Source organism: Brumimicrobium mesophilum (assembly GCF_003025005.1).
GTDB lineage: Bacteria > Bacteroidota > Bacteroidia > Flavobacteriales_D > Crocinitomicaceae > Brumimicrobium > Brumimicrobium mesophilum.
Window position 1 is genome coordinate 40,232 of record NZ_PVSS01000011.1, and the last position, 19,702, is coordinate 59,933.

General features: G+C 34.2%; 18 protein-coding genes. 9 read left to right on the forward strand and 9 right to left on the reverse strand.

Features of this window, described 5'->3' with window-relative positions; translation table 11 throughout:
• From C6368_RS12050 to C6368_RS12060, 3 genes are all read left to right on the forward strand, one after another.
• Entirely contained in the window at positions 1–864 is an 864-nt protein-coding gene (locus C6368_RS12050) for a polysaccharide pyruvyl transferase family protein (RefSeq protein ID WP_107039464.1), read from the forward strand.
• 70 nt (positions 865–934) lie between these two features.
• The gene (locus C6368_RS12055) at positions 935–2,221 is read left to right on the forward strand and encodes a glycosyltransferase (RefSeq protein WP_107039465.1); all 1,287 of its coding nucleotides are present in this window, start codon (positions 935–937) and stop codon (positions 2,219–2,221) included.
• A gap of 7 nt (positions 2,222–2,228) precedes the next feature.
• Entirely contained in the window at positions 2,229–3,065 is an 837-nt protein-coding gene (locus C6368_RS12060; RefSeq protein ID WP_107039466.1) for an ABC transporter permease, read from the forward strand.
• 210 nt (positions 3,066–3,275) lie between these two features.
• On the opposite strand, the gene C6368_RS12065 is transcribed toward C6368_RS12060, so the two are convergent.
• The 4 genes from C6368_RS12065 to C6368_RS12080 all read right to left on the reverse strand — a co-directional run bounded on the left by C6368_RS12065 (position 3,276) and on the right by C6368_RS12080 (position 7,090).
• Positions 3,276–4,223 (reverse strand): NAD-dependent epimerase/dehydratase family protein, encoded by a 948-nt coding sequence (locus C6368_RS12065; RefSeq protein WP_107039467.1) that lies wholly within the window; start codon positions 4,221–4,223, stop codon positions 3,276–3,278.
• A gap of 113 nt (positions 4,224–4,336) precedes the next feature.
• A complete protein-coding gene (locus C6368_RS12070) occupies positions 4,337–5,647 on the reverse strand; it encodes a M43 family zinc metalloprotease (RefSeq protein ID WP_107039468.1) in 1,311 nt (436 codons plus the stop codon).
• Between the two features lie 395 nt (positions 5,648–6,042).
• Positions 6,043–6,693 (reverse strand): signal peptidase II, encoded by a 651-nt coding sequence (locus tag C6368_RS12075; RefSeq protein WP_107039469.1) that lies wholly within the window; start codon positions 6,691–6,693, stop codon positions 6,043–6,045.
• Between the two features lie 13 nt (positions 6,694–6,706).
• Entirely contained in the window at positions 6,707–7,090 is a 384-nt protein-coding gene (locus C6368_RS12080; protein WP_107039470.1) for a TraR/DksA family transcriptional regulator, read from the reverse strand.
• A gap of 125 nt (positions 7,091–7,215) precedes the next feature.
• On the opposite strand from C6368_RS12080, the gene C6368_RS12085 reads away from it, so the two are divergent.
• The 3 genes from C6368_RS12085 to C6368_RS12095 all read left to right on the forward strand — a co-directional run bounded on the left by C6368_RS12085 (position 7,216) and on the right by C6368_RS12095 (position 11,031).
• Positions 7,216–7,848 carry a nitroreductase family protein gene (locus C6368_RS12085; protein WP_107039471.1) on the forward strand — a complete coding sequence of 211 codons (633 nt, stop codon included), beginning with the start codon at positions 7,216–7,218 and terminating at the stop codon, positions 7,846–7,848.
• 919 nt (positions 7,849–8,767) lie between these two features.
• Complete coding sequence (locus tag C6368_RS12090) at positions 8,768–9,928, forward strand: iron-containing alcohol dehydrogenase (RefSeq protein WP_107039472.1); 1,161 nt, start codon at positions 8,768–8,770, stop codon at positions 9,926–9,928.
• Positions 9,929–10,002: 74 nt separating this feature from the next.
• Positions 10,003–11,031 (forward strand): hypothetical protein, encoded by a 1,029-nt coding sequence (locus tag C6368_RS12095; RefSeq protein WP_107039473.1) that lies wholly within the window; start codon positions 10,003–10,005, stop codon positions 11,029–11,031.
• A gap of 125 nt (positions 11,032–11,156) precedes the next feature.
• Here the strand turns inward: C6368_RS12095 and C6368_RS12100 are convergent, their stop codons facing one another.
• On the reverse strand, positions 11,157–11,753 hold the full coding sequence (locus C6368_RS12100) for a hypothetical protein (RefSeq protein WP_107039474.1): 597 nt from the start codon (positions 11,751–11,753) through the stop codon (positions 11,157–11,159).
• A 215-nt stretch (positions 11,754–11,968) separates the two neighbouring features.
• On the opposite strand from C6368_RS12100, the gene C6368_RS12105 reads away from it, so the two are divergent.
• From C6368_RS12105 to C6368_RS12115, 3 genes are all read left to right on the forward strand, one after another.
• Entirely contained in the window at positions 11,969–12,508 is a 540-nt protein-coding gene (locus C6368_RS12105) for a hypothetical protein (RefSeq protein ID WP_107039475.1), read from the forward strand.
• 157 nt (positions 12,509–12,665) lie between these two features.
• Entirely contained in the window at positions 12,666–15,068 is a 2,403-nt protein-coding gene (locus tag C6368_RS12110) for a TonB-dependent receptor (RefSeq protein WP_107039476.1), read from the forward strand.
• A 501-nt stretch (positions 15,069–15,569) separates the two neighbouring features.
• Positions 15,570–16,757 carry a 1-deoxy-D-xylulose-5-phosphate reductoisomerase gene (locus C6368_RS12115; protein WP_234369136.1) on the forward strand — a complete coding sequence of 396 codons (1,188 nt, stop codon included), beginning with the start codon at positions 15,570–15,572 and terminating at the stop codon, positions 16,755–16,757.
• Between the two features lie 463 nt (positions 16,758–17,220).
• On the opposite strand, the gene C6368_RS12120 is transcribed toward C6368_RS12115, so the two are convergent.
• The 4 genes from C6368_RS12120 to C6368_RS12135 all read right to left on the reverse strand — a co-directional run bounded on the left by C6368_RS12120 (position 17,221) and on the right by C6368_RS12135 (position 19,550).
• Positions 17,221–17,535, reverse strand: a complete 315-nt coding sequence (locus tag C6368_RS12120; RefSeq protein WP_107039477.1) for a DUF3817 domain-containing protein — start codon at positions 17,533–17,535, stop codon at positions 17,221–17,223.
• A gap of 101 nt (positions 17,536–17,636) precedes the next feature.
• Positions 17,637–18,314 (reverse strand): hypothetical protein, encoded by a 678-nt coding sequence (locus C6368_RS12125; RefSeq protein ID WP_107039478.1) that lies wholly within the window; start codon positions 18,312–18,314, stop codon positions 17,637–17,639.
• Between the two features lie 53 nt (positions 18,315–18,367).
• The gene (locus C6368_RS12130; protein WP_107039479.1) at positions 18,368–18,934 is read right to left on the reverse strand and encodes an RNA polymerase sigma factor; all 567 of its coding nucleotides are present in this window, start codon (positions 18,932–18,934) and stop codon (positions 18,368–18,370) included.
• Positions 18,935–18,971: 37 nt separating this feature from the next.
• A complete protein-coding gene (locus C6368_RS12135) occupies positions 18,972–19,550 on the reverse strand; it encodes a hypothetical protein (protein WP_107039480.1) in 579 nt (192 codons plus the stop codon).
• Positions 19,551–19,702 lie beyond the last annotated feature (152 nt).

Consider the following 19,702-nt stretch of genomic DNA (forward strand, 5'->3'; position numbering starts at 1 on the left):
ATGAATGAATCACCGAAGACATCATTATATTTCTTTAATAAAAACAGTAATTTTGGAGATCAATTAAACATTGCAATATTGCAAAAAATATTGAATGTTGAACCTGTTTTTGAATCTGTATATAAATGTCAATTGGTTGCAATTGGAAGTCTTCTAGAATCTTTTTTACATGGGAGTGGAAAGATAAAACTAGCGGTTAAGAAACTAACATTGCCACAATTAAATATTTGGGGATCTGGTTTTATCGCACCTCCCGAAACCAGAATTATCAACCCTAAGTTAAAACAAGAATCATTTTTTAGAAAAGTAAATATTCATGCTTTAAGAGGCCAGTCAAGCAAGCAACGTGTGGAACAAATGTTCGATAGACCTTTTGATATTGCTTTAGGTGATCCAGGGTTATTGGCTTCAAAACTCATTAATACCGATAAAACCATAAAGAAATACCGATATGGAATTGTTCCACATTATGTTGATAAGGATAATCCATTAGTTAGCGATTTACAGAAGAATTTGAATGAATCTATAATTCTAGATATCATGGATGATCCTATTACCTTTTTAACAAAAGTATCGGAATGTGAAAATATTATTTCAAGTGCTATGCATGGACTTATTGCAGCTGACAGTTTAGGAATTCCGAATGTTCGAGCTGTTTTTTCTGATAAAATAGCTGGCGGTAATTATAAATTTAACGACTATTATTCTGTTTTTGGGTTGAAGGATTTAGCATTTTTTAAACCAGAAAAATCCAGTGAATTTCAAAGTGAAATTAATGCTCTGATTGATGATTATTCCATTTCCCGAGATACGATTTCCGAAATTCAAAGTAACTTATTGAATTCCTTTCCCAAATTTAAGTAGTTAGGATACCAGAATTATGATTTAGATATCAATTAAACTTATAATCATTATTTTTTAGAATAAAACCGAAATGAAAAAAATACTGATCCTTTCTTATTTTTTCCCTCCAGCGAACTTTGTTGGGGCACAACGAACGGCTGCATGGGCAAATTATTTACATGAATTTGGATATTTTCCTATTGTCATTACACGTAAATGGAATGAGGGACAAACAGATTTAATTGATAAGCAGGGAAATAATCAATTGGAGGTTGAAGAACTTAAAACTCACGAAGTTCATCGCTTACCCTACAAGAGAAGTATTCGCGATCGACTTTCTAATTACCCTAAATTAAAACCCATTCAAAAAGCACTTACTCTTCAAGAATTGGTTTTTTCAAATTACTTTTTGAGCAGTCTACCATTCTCTAATTTTTACGATTATTCAAAGGAATTAATTAAGAATGATCCAAGTATAAGAATTGTAATTGTTAGTGGCCGACCATTTCAAGCTTTTTCTATTGGATATCAATTAAAGAAAGATTTCCCAGGGATACTTTGGATTCCTGACTATAGAGATAAATGGTCAAATAATGAAGGGGTTACTCCAAATAATGCACTTGAGAAAGTAATTTATAATCTTGAAAAGAAAAGCGAGAAAAAATGGACATCAAATTGCTCTTCATTCATTACTGTTTCAAAAAGTTGGAAGAATGATATTTCCAAACTTATATCTAAAAACGGTATTGTTAGTGCAAATGGTTTTGATAAAGAGATTTCGGTTTCTGATGAAGAAAACTTAAAGCAGAATAAAAAGATAAGGCTTCTTTATATGGGCTCTTTATATGGAGAACAAAACTTTTCAATTTTGTTTAAGGCTATAAATGAGATTAATAAAAATGAGCAGGAAGCAAAAATTCATCTTAGTTTTTTGGGTTCATATTCTAACGAAGAAGGAAAAAAGGCATTGGAAAGTAAAACTAAGATTTTAGGTCCGAATGTGACTTTAATGGATAAGGTGCAACACAAAGAGGTTACAAATTACCTAGCCAACTCAGATGTTGTAGTTTTAACGAGTATTCAAAATCTTACAGGGATTTTACCCGTAAAAATTTACGATTATTACAATTCAGGTAAGCCAATTTTACTTTGCCCATCTGACAATGATTTGATGGAAAATTTTATCGAAGAAACAGAATCGGGATATATCGCAAATACTCAGGATGAATGTAAGATTATTCTTGAGAGTTTAGTTGAGAAGAAAAAAAATGGTCAAGCATTAATCGGTCCTAGAAATACAAAAAATGCTTACTTTTACACGAGAAAGTACCAAACTAAATTGCTTGCAGAAGCCTTAGATCGATTGTTAGAAAAGTAACTTATTCATGAATAAACCAGTCCACAAAACTATAATAGACGCCAGTAAGAAGTCTATCATTCCAGATTTTAAAGAGTTGTATCAGTACAAAGATTTATTTGTCACTTTAGCATGGCGTGATTTTAGAGTTCGTTATGCACAAACATCGATAGGGTTCTTATGGGCAATTCTTCAGCCTGTGATCACCTTGTTAATTCTATCATTAGTATTTGGTCGATTTGTAGGAGTTGAAACAGAAGTGCCACATATTTTGTTCACTGTAGCCGGGATGAGCGTTTGGAGTTATTTTTCTTATGTAATGACCAATTCAGGAAGTTCTATTATTGCAAGCCAGAACATGATCAAGAAAATTTACTTTCCCCGTTTAATTATTCCGCTATCAAAAGCCGTTGTAGGTTTTATCGATTTTGGGGTTGCATTGTTGATTATGATAGTTTTAATGTTTTACTTTCAAGTTCCTCCTTCAGAATATATTTGGATGGCTCCAATATTTATTTTAGTAGGGGTTGTTGCTGCTTTGGCTGTTGGAATTTGGTTGAGTGCTTTAACTGTTCGTTACCGAGATTTCCAACATGTTGTCCCTTTTATGGTGCAAATTGGGTTATATATTACACCTGTTGCTTATCCTGCAGAATTTGCCGTTAAACAATTACCCGAATGGGCAAGTACAATTTATTACCTTAATCCAATGGCAGGTGTGGTACAAGGTTTCCGTTGGTCGATGTTTGGTGGAGATGCTCCAGGTCCATTAATGTGGGTTTCTATCTTAATGATACTTGTAATCTTCATTTCCGGACTATTTTACTTTAGAAAAGTAGAAGGTGATATGGCGGATTATGTTTAGCAGAATCAGTAGCCATTTTTGAAATCGGAGAATTGAGGGGAATTCATGTATTAATAAATGGGTTTGGTTTCCTATTATAATTTGTAAGTCGTTTAAGTTTTCTCATTCCAAGATATGGCTAAAAACCCTTGTTGGCTTTCAAATAGTAAGAGGGATTGAAGTCAGCATTTAATTCACCTTATTTACTATACAATCGATAAGTCTGAATAATTACAAATTATTCAACTTCTTATAAATTTCAGATTTAATGACCTTTTTGATGCCTTCTTCAAGTGGTAAAAAATCTCTATTTAATAATCCTTTGATGTTACTAGAATTCGGTTGTCTTCTGGTCATGTCACCTTCTTTTAAAGGAGGTAAGAATACGATTTTTGATTTTGATTCTGTAATTTGGATGATTATTCTTGCCAGTTCAAGAATAGAGGTTTCTTTATCGTTTCCAATGTTAATTACATCATTCACGAATTTATTTTCATTCAAAGTTTTAACAGTCGCTTCAATATTATCATCGATATAGCAAAATGTACGCGTTTGAGCACCATCACCATAAATTGTAATATCTTGATTATTTAAAGCCTGCTTAATGAATTTACTCATCACGAAATCAGGACTTTGTTTAGGTCCGTATGTATTGAAGAATCGAAAAATTGTGTATTTCAATCCGTATTCATGTGTATACGAGCGACAATAAGCTTCGCCAAGATTTTTTACAATAGCGTAAGGTAATTTAGAGTTCAAAGGTGTTGTTTTTTCACTTTGTGGCATTTCAACGGGTTCACCATAAACTTCGGAAGAAGAAGAGAAAAATATACGTTTAACCTTTCTTTCGGCACTTAATTTGAAAATGTTATTTAAACCATCAACATCTTTTAATACAGATATTGGAGAGTCCGTTGTTCTTTTTACCCCAACTACGGCAGCATAATGAAAAACAAAATCAAAAGTGTAGGCATCAAAAATGGCTTCCATTTGTTGATAATTGTTGCAATCTCCCTCTATAAATTGATAGTTATCGAATTCACTCTTAGAAATTTTAGCCGGACTTCCAGTTAAGAAGTTATCTACAGCTATAACTTTATTATTCGGGTCTTTCAACAGCTCATCTGCTAAGCAACTTGGTATAAAGCCCGCTCCTCCAGTGATTAAAATTTTGATCATTATGTATTGCGATTTGGGATAAAGGTAAAAAAACTACCACACGAAAGCAGTTGTGTGGTAGTTATTTTTATGTAAAGGTTTTTATTTTAATCGTACTGATGGTCAGATAAAACTTATTTTTTAATAAATCTGTTTACTGTATTCAATCCATTTGAGTTTAAAATCTTAACGATGTAAACGCCTGGTGTTAAATTGCTTACATTTATTTTGGCCGCGGCGTTATTTTGCTCTGTTTGCATTAGTGTTTGACCGTGCATATTCAAAATTTCAACTGTTTTTATTTGTCCGTTATCCAATTGAATATTTAATTCATTTGTTGTTGGATTTGGATAAATTGAAGCATTTAGAACATTTTTGGATACAGAAGCAGGGTTGTTATACACCAAATCGTATCGTTGGTTTTCTAAAACACCTTTCATTAAAGCAACTTGACCTTTTGTGAAAGAGTTCTGACATGATTCATCCGAATAATCCATGTAGTTTTCGACCATATCTGGCAAATCAATTCCGTTAATGTCATCTACACAAGTATTTGCAGTTGTATCACATTCTCCTGATTGTTCAATTGCATTTGGCGTATCATCAATTCCATCTTGTTGATTACAACCACCATCAGCCCAAATATGACGTAAACCTAAATAATGCCCCACTTCATGGGTTGCTGTTCTTCCAAGCACCTCATGCGCTGCACCACCTAAAAGTAAATCATTTGGGTTGTTTGAACCTACCGCTTGAAATTGAAGAACAACTCCGTCATTCAAATTACCTGTACTACCAGCAGGCCAATTTGGTAAATTTGTTGGAGGCGTAGCATATCCTAACAAAGGTGTGAATCCTAAGATGTCGATATTACAAATCCAAATGTTTAAGTAACGACTTTGATCCCAAGGGTCAATTCCACCTTCGCTCGAATTTTTCACAGCTTCAGCCGCACTTAAATCTCCAGAAGTCAAGATCGCTAAATCACCGAAAGTACTTACAGAAGTTTCGGTTCTTGTAATTCCCGTAGTTGGATTTCCATTAGGGTCAATAGATGCCAATCCGAAAAGGATTTTAGGACTTCCAGCAATTTCTTCAAAATCACTTCTCATATTAATTGTATCTTCATTCCAACGGTTATAATCGTCGTTTAGAATATCGATTTGATTCAAAATGATACTGTCATGAATATTTTGTTCAGGGGCACCAGAAAAATGAACTACATGAACAACCACAGGGATTTTATATTCCCAAGTTGATTTTGTTAATGGGCTATTCTTAGCGATTTCAAATTGTTCATTCACATGTTGAATGAATCCAGGAGTTTGTTGATCTTGATATTCAATGAATTTATGTGAATAACAGCGTTCCATTTCTAGAACGTCTTGCTGAGCAAAACTAATTCCTGCGAAAAGTGTGAATCCAAAAAGTAATTTTTTTTTCATATTGTTTAATTTATCTGTATTTCAGAAAGATACGATTATATGTTTAATATTAAACGTTTTTTTTTATAGGAGCAAATATACAATAAAGGTTAATTTTAAATATGGTTATTTTTTAAATGGTGTGAATGGTTTTTTAATGGTGGATCGGGTAATTGATAATTGACAATTTTCCGAAACAGTGTTCCGGTTTGATTGGTTAGACAGAATGCCTGATGAGGGTATTGTACTTATCAAAAATGAACTTTATCCCGAACATTACTTAACGTTATTGATTTGTTGAGTTTTTGCACTTCCAAAACGCTAATATAAGAATACGGAACATTACTTAAGATATGTGGTATCCAGTTGTGGAGGGATTTTTTCAAAAGAGGAAAATAGACAATCTACTATAAAGTTTATTTGAAGTAAACTTTTTGTCTAAGTAGGACCAGGATCATTCCGCATGAAATAGCAAAATCAGCAACATTCCAAATCGCGGGAAAGACTTGTCCGCCTCCTAAATAAGGAACCCAAGAAGGCCAAATCACATTGAATTGAAACATATCGACAACATTTCCGAAGAGAAAACCACGGTGCCTCACTTCTACCATTTCGGTGTATCCAAAGTAAGAACATTCTGCATAGACTCCTGAGCCATTAACTTGATTATATGAAATGCAAGGGTCAAAATAATCTCTAAAAATAAAGTCATAAAACATTGAGTCGAAGAGATTTCCTGCTGCACCAGCAAGCACAAGTCCTGCAACAATAAAGAACTCTGTTTTAACTTCTGGTTTTTTAATTTGTTTGAAAATGTAAATAATTATTGCGGCTATGGCTACTATCCGGAAAAGGGAAAGGGTTAATTTCCCCCACATACCTCCACCAAGTTGTGTTCCGAATGCCATTCCTTGATTTTCGACAAAGTTTAAATGCAACCAGTCTCCAAGAATAGGAATGCTCGGGTCATCATAGGCAAAGTTCATTTTGATCCAAAATTTTATCACTTGATCAACAATCAAAATCAAAAGAACCGTGCCGAATGTAATTAAATAGCGTTTTCTCAAACCTTAAATCAATTTAGGAATCTTGTGCATTTTTTGCTTCAATGCTTAAAGTAGCATGAGGAACTAATCTTAAACGTTCTTTGCGGATCAATTTTCCTGTTGACCTACAAAGTCCGTATGTTTTGTTTTCGATACGAACCAAGGCATTTTTCAACGCTTGAATGAACTTTTCTTGACGCAATGCCAATTGAGCCATTTCTTCACGCGATAGTGTGTCTGAACCGTCTTCCATCATATTGAAAGAACGACCGGTGTCATCTGTTCCATGGTCATCTTTGTAAGAAAGCGTGTTTTTTAAGATTTTCAAATCTTCTGCTGCTTCAACTAATTTGCCATCAATTATTTCTTTGAACTCTAAAAGTTCGTCGTCTGAGAATCTGTTTTTTTCGTTTGCCATTTTATGTAATAGTTTAGATATTAAAAATGATAAGGAACAAATATAATCGAATTTCGATTCCAATCAAGGGCTTTTTTCAAATGTGAAAAAGTATTTTTGTATTTTAGAAAAAAACACAAGATAAAATGGACATTATAGAGGCTTTGAAATGGAGGTACGCAGTGAAAAAATTCGATGCTTCAAGGAAATTGACGGATGAAAAAATAAATAAAGTTAAAAAAGCACTGCAGTTAACGCCCACTTCAATGGGGTTGCAACTGATGAAGTTTGTAATGGTTGAATCTGATGAAATCAAAAAGAAAATAACCCCAATTGCATATAATCAACCTCAAATTGAGGATGCTTCTCATCTAATTATTATGTGTCGTAAAACAGATGTTCAATCGACTGATATAGATTCTTTTATTGAAACTGCAGCTTTAACCAATGAATTAGAGGTTTCCCATGAATCAATGCAAGATTATGACAAATCTTTGCGCGTGAGTTTATCTATTCCTGAGGAACAACAAAAGATATGGATGGATAATCAAGTGTATATTGCTTTAGGAAATTTAATGACAGTTTGTGCAGTTGAGGAAATTGATGCATGTCCAATGGAGGGGTTCAACCGCAAGAAGTTAAATGAAGATTTAGGTTTTACCAATCAAAATCTGGATGCAGTTGTGATTTTTGCATTGGGTTATCGTTCTGAAGAAGATTATCGCTTGAAATTCAAAAAAGTTCGTCGTCCTATGAAGGATTTGTTTTCCACAATTTGAGTTTGAAGAATTAGATGTAAAATCCTACGTTATACCCTATTTTGAATTTCAGTTATTTATAAAGATAAACGCTTGAGAATTAAAAATAAGCCAAGCCTTGTCTTTTACATCTAATTATTCAAACCAGTTTAGTAGGGATAATTAGTTGTCAAATCCTGGGTTGTGTGCGTTAGCATTAAAAAAAAGATTCCTCAGTCGTTGACACTTCATCGGAATGACGATGTTTGGGGTGTTTTTGGGTAGAAATTTCCTCAAGCTCCGCTTGAGGAAATTTCTACCTCCCCTTCAAACGAAAGCGCGTCATTCCGACAAAGTTTTAATTTTCGAAGAAGATTAAAATACCGAGGAATCCCTTTTTCGCCAGTCAAATAGAATTATGCTTGTCGTTATATGGAAAGGGAATGCCGAGCATTCGAATGACTTATAAACAACCTCTAAATATTCGAATAATTTTTTAGCATTTAAAAAAAAGATTCCTCAGTCGTTGGCACTTCATCGGAATGACGATGTTCAGGGGTGTTTTTGGGTAGAAATTTGCTCAAGCGGAGCTTGAACAAATTTCTACCACCCTTCAAACGAAAGCGCGTCATTCCGACGAAGTTTTAATTTTCGAAGAAGATTAAAACGCCGAGGAATCCTTTTTTTGCCAATCAGAAAGTACGACGCTATAAATTTTGAACTTTTTAAAATTCGTAATTGGCTTTATCTCCACGGGGTGCAATACATTGTGTTGCGGACAACTGCGGTTCCTTATTAGGGATAGATTATTTAATTGAAATCTCTTCGTATATTTTAACAAATCAAGAGCACTAATTTCGTTAACTTCGAGAACATAATTATAACAATACTGTTAAACTCAATTGCAATCCAAACAAATGAAGGATTTGCATTTCATGAAAATAGATAAAACGAAAGTAAAATGAACAACTTCGAATATTATAATCCAACAAAAGTAATTTTCGGTAAAGATATTTATGATCAAATACCGACTAAAATAAAGTCTGCCACTGCGGGAAATCGAATAATGATCACTTATGGAGGTGGAAGCATCAAGAATAATGGTGTTTATGATGCCGTAATGAAATCCCTTTCAGATTATGAAGTGGTTGAGTTTTCAGGTATCGAAGCTAATCCAGAGTATGACACCTTAATGAAAGCGGTTGAGCAAATCAAAGATAACCCAGTAGATTTTGTATTAGCTATTGGTGGAGGTTCTGTTATTGATGGAACAAAATTCATTGTTTCGGCGGCGAAATACGATGGAAATCCTTGGGATGTTTTAACAATGAAAAAAGGTTGTAAATTTGAATATGCAGTTCCGTTTGGAACAGTTTTAACATTGCCTGCAACAGGTTCTGAAATGAATTCAGGAGCTGTAATTTCAAACAGTAGATTGAAAGAAAAGAGAACGATGGGAGGAGTACAAGGTTTTCCTAAATTTTCATTTTTGGACCCTACTGTGGTTAAAACATTGCCGCAAAAGCAAATTGCTAACGGAATTGTTGATGCTTATATGCATACTTTGGAGCAATACATGACTTATCCATCTGATAATTTATTGCAAGAAAGAATAGCCGAAGGAATTTTATCAACTTTGATTGAGATTGGACCAAAAGTTATGGCAGATCCTGGAGATTATAAAGCAGCAAGTAACTTAATGTGGTGTGCAACTATGGCGTTGAATGGAACCTTAAGAGCTGGTGTAGCTTATGATTGGTCAACACACATGATAGGACATGAGTTAACAGCTTTACATGGAATTGATCATGCACGAACGTTAGCCATTATTGCTCCAAATTTATTCACCATGAAATTTGAAAATAAAAAAGCAAAACTAATCCAATATGGTCAGCGCATATTTGGACTCGAAGGTTCGTGTGGCGAGGAAGCAATTCACAGAACAAAGACTTTCTTTGAGTCATTAGGAATTAAAACTAAACTTTCTGATTACACAGATGATTATCAATCAACTTCTGAAACGATAAGAAAACGTTTTGAAGATAGAGGATGGGAAGGTATTGGAGAACGAAAAGATTTGACACCAAAAGAAGCTGAAAAAATTGTTGAAATGAGTATTTAATTTTAATATTGGACTCCTCATCTCAATGATCAAATCGGGATGAGGAGTTTTTATATTATTTAACCTATATAAGTATGCAAGTAAAGCCTCCATTTGTATTGCGTGAAAGTTATAATGACGACGTTCTCGACTTGCTGAAATCCGTAACATTGGGTTCGAATGGCGCACGTTATCAACATCAACGATTGGAGCAACGTATCAATCAAGTTTACCGCCCGCTGTTCATGAATTTGGAACGTAACGGTAAGGTTTTAGGAAACATTACTTTCTGTCGCCGACCTAAAAATTGGTACGTACGTTATTTCGCTTTTAATTTGGGAATGCAAGCCACGGGTAATCAGCCTAGATCAAAAGCGGAGAATTCAGGACTGAAAACAAGGATTGGTGGTTTTTTTGAAAGCGTCTTTATGTTGGAAGAAGATAACCCTGATTTGTTTTATGCATACATAGATCCTAGGAATGAGCGCTCCTTGTGGATGAGTGAGAACTTTGAATTTTATACTGCTGCAAAAATAGCAACGCAAAGTTTTAGTCGGGTAAAACCGAAGAAACAAGAAGAAGTTGAAGCGGTAAAAGTCAATGATTTTATACGCGAAAAAGTTCAAGAAAAGTATAGTAAATATCCATTGTTTTTCACGCATCATACTTTTAATGATGATCCATTTTATACCTTAACTTTGAACGGTGAGATTGTTGCTTTGGCAAAATCACATAGAGCGGAATGGAAAATTACGAGATTGCCAGGTAAAAATGGAGGATTGATGAGAAATATTATTCCTTTTGTACCGGGGTTAAGAAAAGTAATTCGTCCAAATTCTCATATTTTCACTGTTGTAGATTCTGTTTGGAGTAAAGAAAGTAAACCAGAATATTTAGAAAAATTGTTCCATGGAATCCTATTCCAAGAGAAAACCAATACTATAATTTGGTGGGTTGATGAAAAAGAGCCGCTTTATAAAAGTAACAAAGACAAAGTGAATTGGGGGTTGTTGAATAAAGTGAACGGAGTACAAGAGGTGGATTTAGTTATTAGAACTCAAAAAGGAAAAGCCAAGAAATCCTTTGAAACTCCGACGTACGTGACAGGATTTGATTTTATTTGAGGTAGTTATCAAGTGGTCAAGTTTGTTAGTTATCAAGTTTCCAAACTATTTCGAACTTTATAACTATCTAACTACATCAAACTATCTAACTACATCAAACTTTAAAACTTAATAACTAACTAAAACTACTCATCAAATTCCTCAACTTCATTTATTTCCTCTTCTGGAATCTCAGGCATATATATTTTGTCCTCTAAAACCAAAGCAGCAGGAAATTCTGAAATGATGGTAGCACGAAATTTCTCAGCTTCTAATTGTGTTCGATAATCACCATGTAATAAAAAGTAATTTGGAGCTTTGTATTCAATATATGTTCTTGATTTATCATCTAGACCTAACATTGTAGTTCTGGCTTTATCAACAGCACTTCTATCTTGATCAAAAAACAGTTGAATTCTATATCCATCCATTAAAGGTCCCATATTAGGAGGGATAGTTGCGGATTTAAATTTTATTATTTTATCGACCGCAGAACTTTTAACTATGTTAATTTTTCCAGGACTTATATTTTTAGGTTCTGCGATACTATCTTCAACCCATTCTTGGTTGTTGTGTTTTTCAACTTCCAATGGAGTTGCTTCTTCAACCTTTTCAGGAATTTGTTCAACCTCTTCCTCGGTTTTTGTTTCAGTTTCAGAACTCTTTCCAATTCTCCACCATTCATTTTGCGAAATTGAAACAGGCACAATAGCCATTATAAAAAGTACAGCGATTAATTTCATCAGTTAAATATTTAATGCAAAAGTAAAGAATAATCTTCTATAAAAAGAAATTCTATTTCTACTTCATTTTGCACATTTTATGCCAACTGTTAAATACCAATAATTTAATATAGTAATGTTCATATAAATCATTCAAATCTACCGTCTCAAACAAATACAGAATTTAAAATTGACAATTTATATTTATCTATTTTCATTTGCTTAATTTTGTTTTAATGAAAAACCGTATTCCAATATTATTTATTCTGGCGCTTACCTTGCCTTTTGTTGGGATTTATGGTTGGTTGAAATTTGAAAAAGCTGCAATTCAAAAAACAGTTAAGCGACAATTGATGGAAGGAATTCCAAAAGAAGAATTGATACAATTTACTTTCGCCTTGAGTGACACATCAACAATTTTGGATTGGAAACATGGTAAAGAATTCGAATTGAATGGTGAAATGTATGATGTCGTGACGCGATATTATTCTACTGACTCTGTGAAATATGACCTGTGGTGGGATCATGAAGAAACAGAATTAAATAGAAAACTAGCTAAACTAACCAATAGCCTAATCAATCAAAATTCTGAAGAAAGTTCAAAAAATGGATTTATATCATTCGTGTTGAAATCTATTTATTATGATGATAATCAGGTGGTTTTGAGTTCTCCTTTTGAAAATAGCAATAACGTTTTGAATTATGATAACGTAAATAATTCTCTCATTTCTCGAGATGTAAAACCCATTTCCCCGCCTCCTCAATTTAGCGTTTAAAAATATTCCAACTTGTAGTTGAATCCTTCTAGATTTTAGAAAGGATAAATTTGCTTTGGAATTATATTTGTTGGTTTTTTCAAATTATGAATTGAACCAACAAATTAATAGTCGTTTTATTTCGCTGAAAAGCGAAGGAATTAATAAAATATTATAAATGAGATTAATAATACTCGTGGGAATGCTATTCAGTATTTCCATATCAATGGCGCAACAAATTACTGTCATTGATGAAACAACAAAAGAACCTATTGAATTTGTTCAAATTGGGAGCAAAGGTTCAATAAAAATGTTGATTACAAATGGACAAGGTCAAGCTGATATTACCGAATTTTATGGGTTGAATGATATCAATTTCAGGTTGTACGGATATGAACCTAAGGAATTTGATTACACAGAGATAGAAAATCTCAATTTTAAAATCGAGATGACAGCGAGTGTATTCATGATGAATGAAGTAGTAATTTCGGCAAATAAGTGGAGTCAGATTTCTTCTGATGTTCCTTACAAAGTGAGTCGTTTGACTGCGAAAGATATCGCGCTACAGAATCCTCAAACAGCTGCCGATTTATTGAGTGTTTCTGGAGATGTATTCATCCAAAAAAGCCAGCAAGGTGGTGGAAGTCCAATGATACGTGGATTCTCTACAAATCGATTATTGTACACAATTGATGGAGTAAGAATGAATAACGCAATTTTTAGAGGTGGAAACCTTCAAAACGTTATTTCCTTGGATCCATTAGCGATGGAAAGTGCAGAGGTTTTGTTTGGGTCGAGTTCTACAATTTATGGTAGTGACGCGATAGGAGGGGTAATGAGTTTTCAAACTTTGAAACCAGAATTTTCTTTGGATGATCAACCCTTTGTGAAAGGTAAAGCGATGATGCGTTATTCTTCGGCAAACAACGAAAATACAGGTCATTTCAATGTAAATGTAGGTTGGAAGAAGTGGGCCATTTTGACAAGCGTTTCTGCAAATAAATTTGGCGATTTACGCCAGGGAAGCAATGGTCCGGAAGAATATTTGAAACCCTACAATGTTCAACGAATTGACAGTATGGATGTAGTTGTAAATCAGGAGGATGAGTTGTTGCAATCACCAAGTGCGTATAGTCAAATGAATTTGATGCAAAAAGTGAGATACTCTCCTAATGAAAACTGGGACATGGAGTATGCTTTTCATTATTCTGAGACGAGTTCATACGGGCGTTATGACCGTCATCTTGAAATGAAAGGTGATGAACCAAAGTATGCAGAATGGGGATATGGTCCGCAAAAATGGATGATGAATCAACTTTCCATAAATAACTATTCTTCCAATTTCCTTTACGATCAAATGAGTATAAAAATTGCTCATCAAAATTTTGGGGAGAGCAGAATTGATAGAAAATTCAATAATTTAAACAGAAGAACACGAGTGGAAGAGGTAAATGCTTATTCAGCGAATGTTGATTTTTCTAAGCGACTGAGTGCCAAAAATAACTTGTTTTACGGTGTTGAATACGTGATTAATGATGTTGTGTCCACTGGAATTGAAGAAAATATCAATACAGGAGTGACCGATGCAGCTGCGGCGCGCTATCCACAATCTCAATGGCAATCGATGGGTGTTTATTTGAATGATGAACATAAAATTACTGATAAATTGACCGTTCAAGGAGGGCTGCGTTACACACATTATTTGTTGGATGCGCAATTCGATAACACTTTCTATTCATTCCCGTTTCAAGAAGCTAATTTGAATAATGGAGCTTTGACAGGAGGAATTGGTGCGGTATATAGTTTAGATGCTAAAACAGTTTTCCGTTTTAATGCTTCAACAGCTTTCCGTTCGCCAAACGTAGATGATATCGGAAAAGTTTTTGATTCTGAACCAGGAACAGTTGTGATTCCAAATCCCGATTTAAGCGCAGAGTATGCTTATAACGTTGATTTAGGGTTAACAAGAGTATTTGGTAATGTGTTGAAATTGGATTTAACTGCATATTATACTTTGTTGGATAATGCATTAGTTCGCCGTGATTTTCAATTAAACGGAATGGACAGCATTATTTATGATGGAACAATGAGTCAAGTTCAAGCGATTCAAAATGCTGCAACAGCTGATGTTTATGGAATTCAAGCAGGAATTGAAATCAATTTGACGAAAGGATTTATGCTGAGTTCGAAATTCAATTACCAAATGGGGCAAGAAGAAATGGACGATGGTTCTTTGAGTACTTCTCGCCATGCTGCTCCATGGTTTGGTGTAACACGTTTTAGCTATACTTACCGAAAATTGAAACTTGAAGTTAATGCACAATATCAAGGTGAACGAGCTCACGAAGATTTGGCCGTGACCGAGCAAGGGAAAAGTGACATTTACGCGATTGATGACAATGGAAACACTTACGCTCCAAGTTGGTACACTGTGAATTTAAAAGCGATGTATCAATTCCACGATAATTTCACAATGAGTGGAGGATTAGAAAATATCACCGACCAAAGATACCGTACGTACAGTTCTGGACTTTCTGGAGCTGGACGAAACTTTGTTTTGTCGTTGATTGCTAATTTTTAAAAAGCATAAAAGTTGATTTTAGGAAGGACTGTCGGTGGGCAGTCCTTTTTTTGGTAAAAGTTCCTTCGTAATAATCCTTTTCAACAAGTTGATAAAGAATTATTTCTTCAGGATGATAATTTGGACTGTTTCTAAACCAGTTTTTGCCCTTAATCCCCATGTGATTGTCATCCTGATAATCGTTAAAATCTGTGATTTTGAGATTGAAGGATCTTTTATTCGATTCTGCTTTTTAATAATGAACGGCATTTTTACGAGAAAATCTTGAAAAGATTTTAATTTCTCCCTTGGGAGGGAGATAAAGAGGGAGGACACCTTTCATTTATGTTCAACATATTTAATTCTCCCTTTCGATATATCGGCTCGAAATTAACTAAGTTATGGGACTTCGACGACTGGATTTATTTCATTCGTAATTCGTAATTAAATCATCCGTAATTGATTATTTTCGCAATTAAATCATTCGTAATTGATTAAATTCGTCCACTAAACTATTTTACCGTGATTACAGGAGCTCAACAAGAAGAAAAAAAGACAAAAGGAATCGCCATATTAGGATGTACTGGATCTATTGGAACACAAGCATTAGAAGTGATTGAGGCTTATCCGGATTTATTCGATTTGGAAGTCATCACTGCAAATAACAATGCTGATTTGTTGATTGAACAAGCGATAAAATTCCAACCCAATACTGTTGTAATTGTCAATACTGATTTGCTTGAGAAAGTAAAAACAGCGCTTGAAGACCACGATATTCACGTTTACGGAGGGAAAGATTCACTTTGCCAAGTGGTAGAATTTGCAGATGTTGATATCGTTCTAACTGCTTTGGTTGGTTATGCAGGACTAAAACCAACAATGCATGCCATCGAAGCGAAAAAAGCCATTGCTTTGGCCAATAAAGAAACATTGGTTGTGGCAGGTGAGATGATCACAAAAATGGCCCGAGAAAACGGAGTGAATATTTATCCTGTAGACTCTGAACATTCAGCTATTTTCCAATGTTTGGTTGGAGAATTCCATAATAAAATTGAAAAAATCTACTTGACAGCTTCAGGCGGACCATTCCGTGGTTGGACAACAGAAGAATTAAAAACAGTAAAACCAGAACAAGCATTAAAACATCCCAACTGGGAAATGGGTGCAAAAATCACAATTGATTCTGCTACTTTAATGAATAAGGGATTGGAAGTGATTGAGGCGAAATGGCTTTTTGCTTTAAAACCAGATCAAATTGATGTCATTGTTCATCCTCAATCGATTGTACATTCTTTGGTGCAATTTGAGGACGGAAGTATGAAAGCACAAATGGGATTGCCAGATATGAAATTGCCAATTCAATATGCGTTGACTTATCCAGAGCGTTTGAAAACAGATTTCCCAAGATTCAACTTTATGGACTACCCAAATCTAACTTTCGAACAACCGAACAGAGAAGTTTTTAGAAACTTGGATACGGCATACAAAGCGATGGAAATGGAAGGAACAGCAGCATGTGCCTTAAATGCAGCCAATGAAATCACTGTTCAAGCTTTCTTAGATAAGAAAATCGGATTCTTAGATATCGCTATCATCAATGAGAAAACGATGTTGGGAGTAGCACATATCGCTAAACCAAAATACGAAGATTACGTTTCTGTGGATAGTGCGGCAAGAGATTTTGCAGAGGGATTGATAGAGGGCAATTGATAATTATTTAAGAGCGCTATTCCAATTGATTTTATCGTTTTTTATTAAGAAAAAAGAGATCCGATAAATATAGGATCCTCATCGCTATACTAATTTTTCTCCCCTTTTTTTGACTTTAAACCCACCCCACTGTCATCCCGAACATTTCTTAAAATCTGTGATTTTAGGAATGGAGGGATCTCTTTTAAACAATTTCAGCTGTCTATTGATTAGGTTTAAAGGAAACGTCTAGGTACTCCTACTTAGTTAAGATTTTATAAACTAAAAAAAGCGTTATGTAATTAAACACAACGCTCTTATATAATGTCTGCAATCAATGCTATTTCAAAATCGGTAATAACCCTAAATCATACAGGTGAAGAAATCCGCGCGTATCCGCGTTGCTTGCATCCGTTTTTGCGGTGACTGCGGTTACTGAGCTTGCCGAATGTGAGCTCGTAGAAGGCCCACGTTCCATCACAAACTAAAGCGTTTTCAACTCTTTCTCCTGCTCTTTCTTAAAGATCTTCGCATCAGCCACGAAAGTTCCGAAAGGAATAAGTGAAGCTAAATACGCCCAAAAGTTTGTCATTAGTGACCATTTTTTCTCTTGATTTACAACAAAAACCATAATACAATAAGAGATAAATAAGAATCCATGTGCCATTCCTACAATTTTGTTCGGCATTGGCATTTCATACATATATTTCAATGGCATCGTTAAACCTAAAGCAAGGTAAGAAATTCCTTCTACCAAAGCCAAAATGCGGAGTATTCCTAAACTAGTTGAAAAATTCATGTTTTTTTTTCGGTGAAGATAAGGATTTTAGGGAGTTGAAAGGGTTATTGACTTGTTAAAAATAGGCTGTCGTATTTATAAAAACTAAATCTATTCTAAGTTTACTCTATCTGTGTATAATAATGAAATACTTGATCTTCGACATTACAATTAGAACCTAAAGTAGCATCGTAATCTGTAGCACTAATTGCAATTTCAGCATCACTGATAATCTGCTTAAGTTCATCAGGGTTAATTGCTAAATTATTTTCTGTTTTAGTGTATTGATTTATAGCGGGAGGTTCAATATTCTTAATTGGTTTATCGACTTCAACCAGAATTTCTTCTTTTTCAATTTTTGAATTTCGTTCAATTTGATCGTTCTCAATCGAATCTTCTTTTAATTTTTCTACAAGCTCTTCTTTTGTCTCTTGTGCTTCATTTTCAACGATTAATTGATGCTCTGTTTTTGGAGTTGAATTGAAAAATTGACTATAAACCAAAAATAAGAGTGCCAATATTGCTGCAGCAGAAGAAATGTAAATCGACCAATTAATTAGAACAGGTTTTTTTGAAGAATTTAATTTAACAAGAAGTGCGTTATTGATTTTCTGTTGAGGCTGGATTCCGAATTTATCAATACCAATTATTGGTGAATTTATTAACGTAATCGCTCTGATTTTATCGAATTCTTCAGGTGACATTTGACTTAGTACAATTCGTTTTTGAGATTCGTTCAAACATGAAAAATCTCCCAATTCAATTAACTCTTCAATTGTATAGTTGTCCGTTTTTCCCATGACCTTATTTTCTATTATTCATTTTCATTTCTTAACCTTGACTTGAAGCTACTTTATTCGTTAAATACTTTTAATTCTATGCAAAGCTTTTTGATCGTATAAAATAATTTCGACTTTACAGTTCCTTCTGGACAACCTATAATTTCACTTATTTCAGGAACAGTTAGCCCATCCTGATGTTTCAATAAAAAAATCATTCTATTGTCATCAGACATTTTAGAAAGTTCCTTTTGTAAAGAAGTCGTGAAAAGTTCTTTGTCTATTGAAGAAGATAAGTTTTCGATTGCGTTAATATCTATCAATTGTGTCCAGTCAAAATTTTGATCCTTTGTCCAACTTCTTTCATTTTTGCGGTATTTATTTTTACACATATTTGAAGCTATAGCATAAATCCAAGATAGAAAACGTTGATTTGTATCAAAAGTATTGAGTTTGTCTAACACTTTTATAAATAGATCTTGCAAACAATCTTGTGCGATTTGTTCGTCTTGGTTAAGCCGTGTGTAAAAGAAGAACAACATACGTTTTGCATAACGTTGATACAGTTCGTTAAAGGCATTGTCGTTTCCTTTTCGCACCAAAAGCACGAGTTCCTCATCGGAATCGTGCTTATTGATCATTTTATGTCGCTTTTTAAACAAGATTTACTTGTGCTAATTAATCTTCGAAACTTGTGTTCTGAGGAGCCGTAATTTTCTTTACAGTAGTTGTAGTTTGAGATTTTTCTACAATTTCAAAAGTTATGTCATCTAACCACACAGAGCCTGTTCCAGCCAGAAGAACACCATAAGCAAGATTTACCGCTTCTTTATCAACGTCTAAAACAATTTCGTACTTTTCCCATGAGGTATTTCCTGTGATTTTGCGATCATTCATATTGTCGAAAGCAAGCGTTTTTCTGTTTTTTCCGTCTTTTTCTGGTGCGCCATCAACTCGCATCCATAAGCCAGTCCAATCCTTAACATCTTTTGTTTTAATGTAAGCGGTTAATTTTACGCGTTTGTCTAAATATTTTTCTGGAATGAATCCTTGCATTATTGTGCCAAATCCTTTCGTTTTCGGATTAGTAGATTTGATAAAACCCACCTTCCCATTTCTATCTGCGTCGTTTTCGACACCTATTTCATAGGATTCAGGTTCGCTTCCTGCTAAAACCCATCCTTCGACGTTGGTTAGTGGCTCTAAAGTAAATGAGAGTAAAACAATTGCAGAGAATAAAAACAATACCTTTTTCATAATTCAATTTTTAAGTTCGAAGCTATCTACACCAAAAATAGAATATCGTTCAATCAAATTCTAAAAAACTTTATATAGATTATTTAAAAATAGGCTACCGTGAGTTTTTATTAAGTACAACCACGAGTTTAAAACTCGTGGTAGCGTATTAA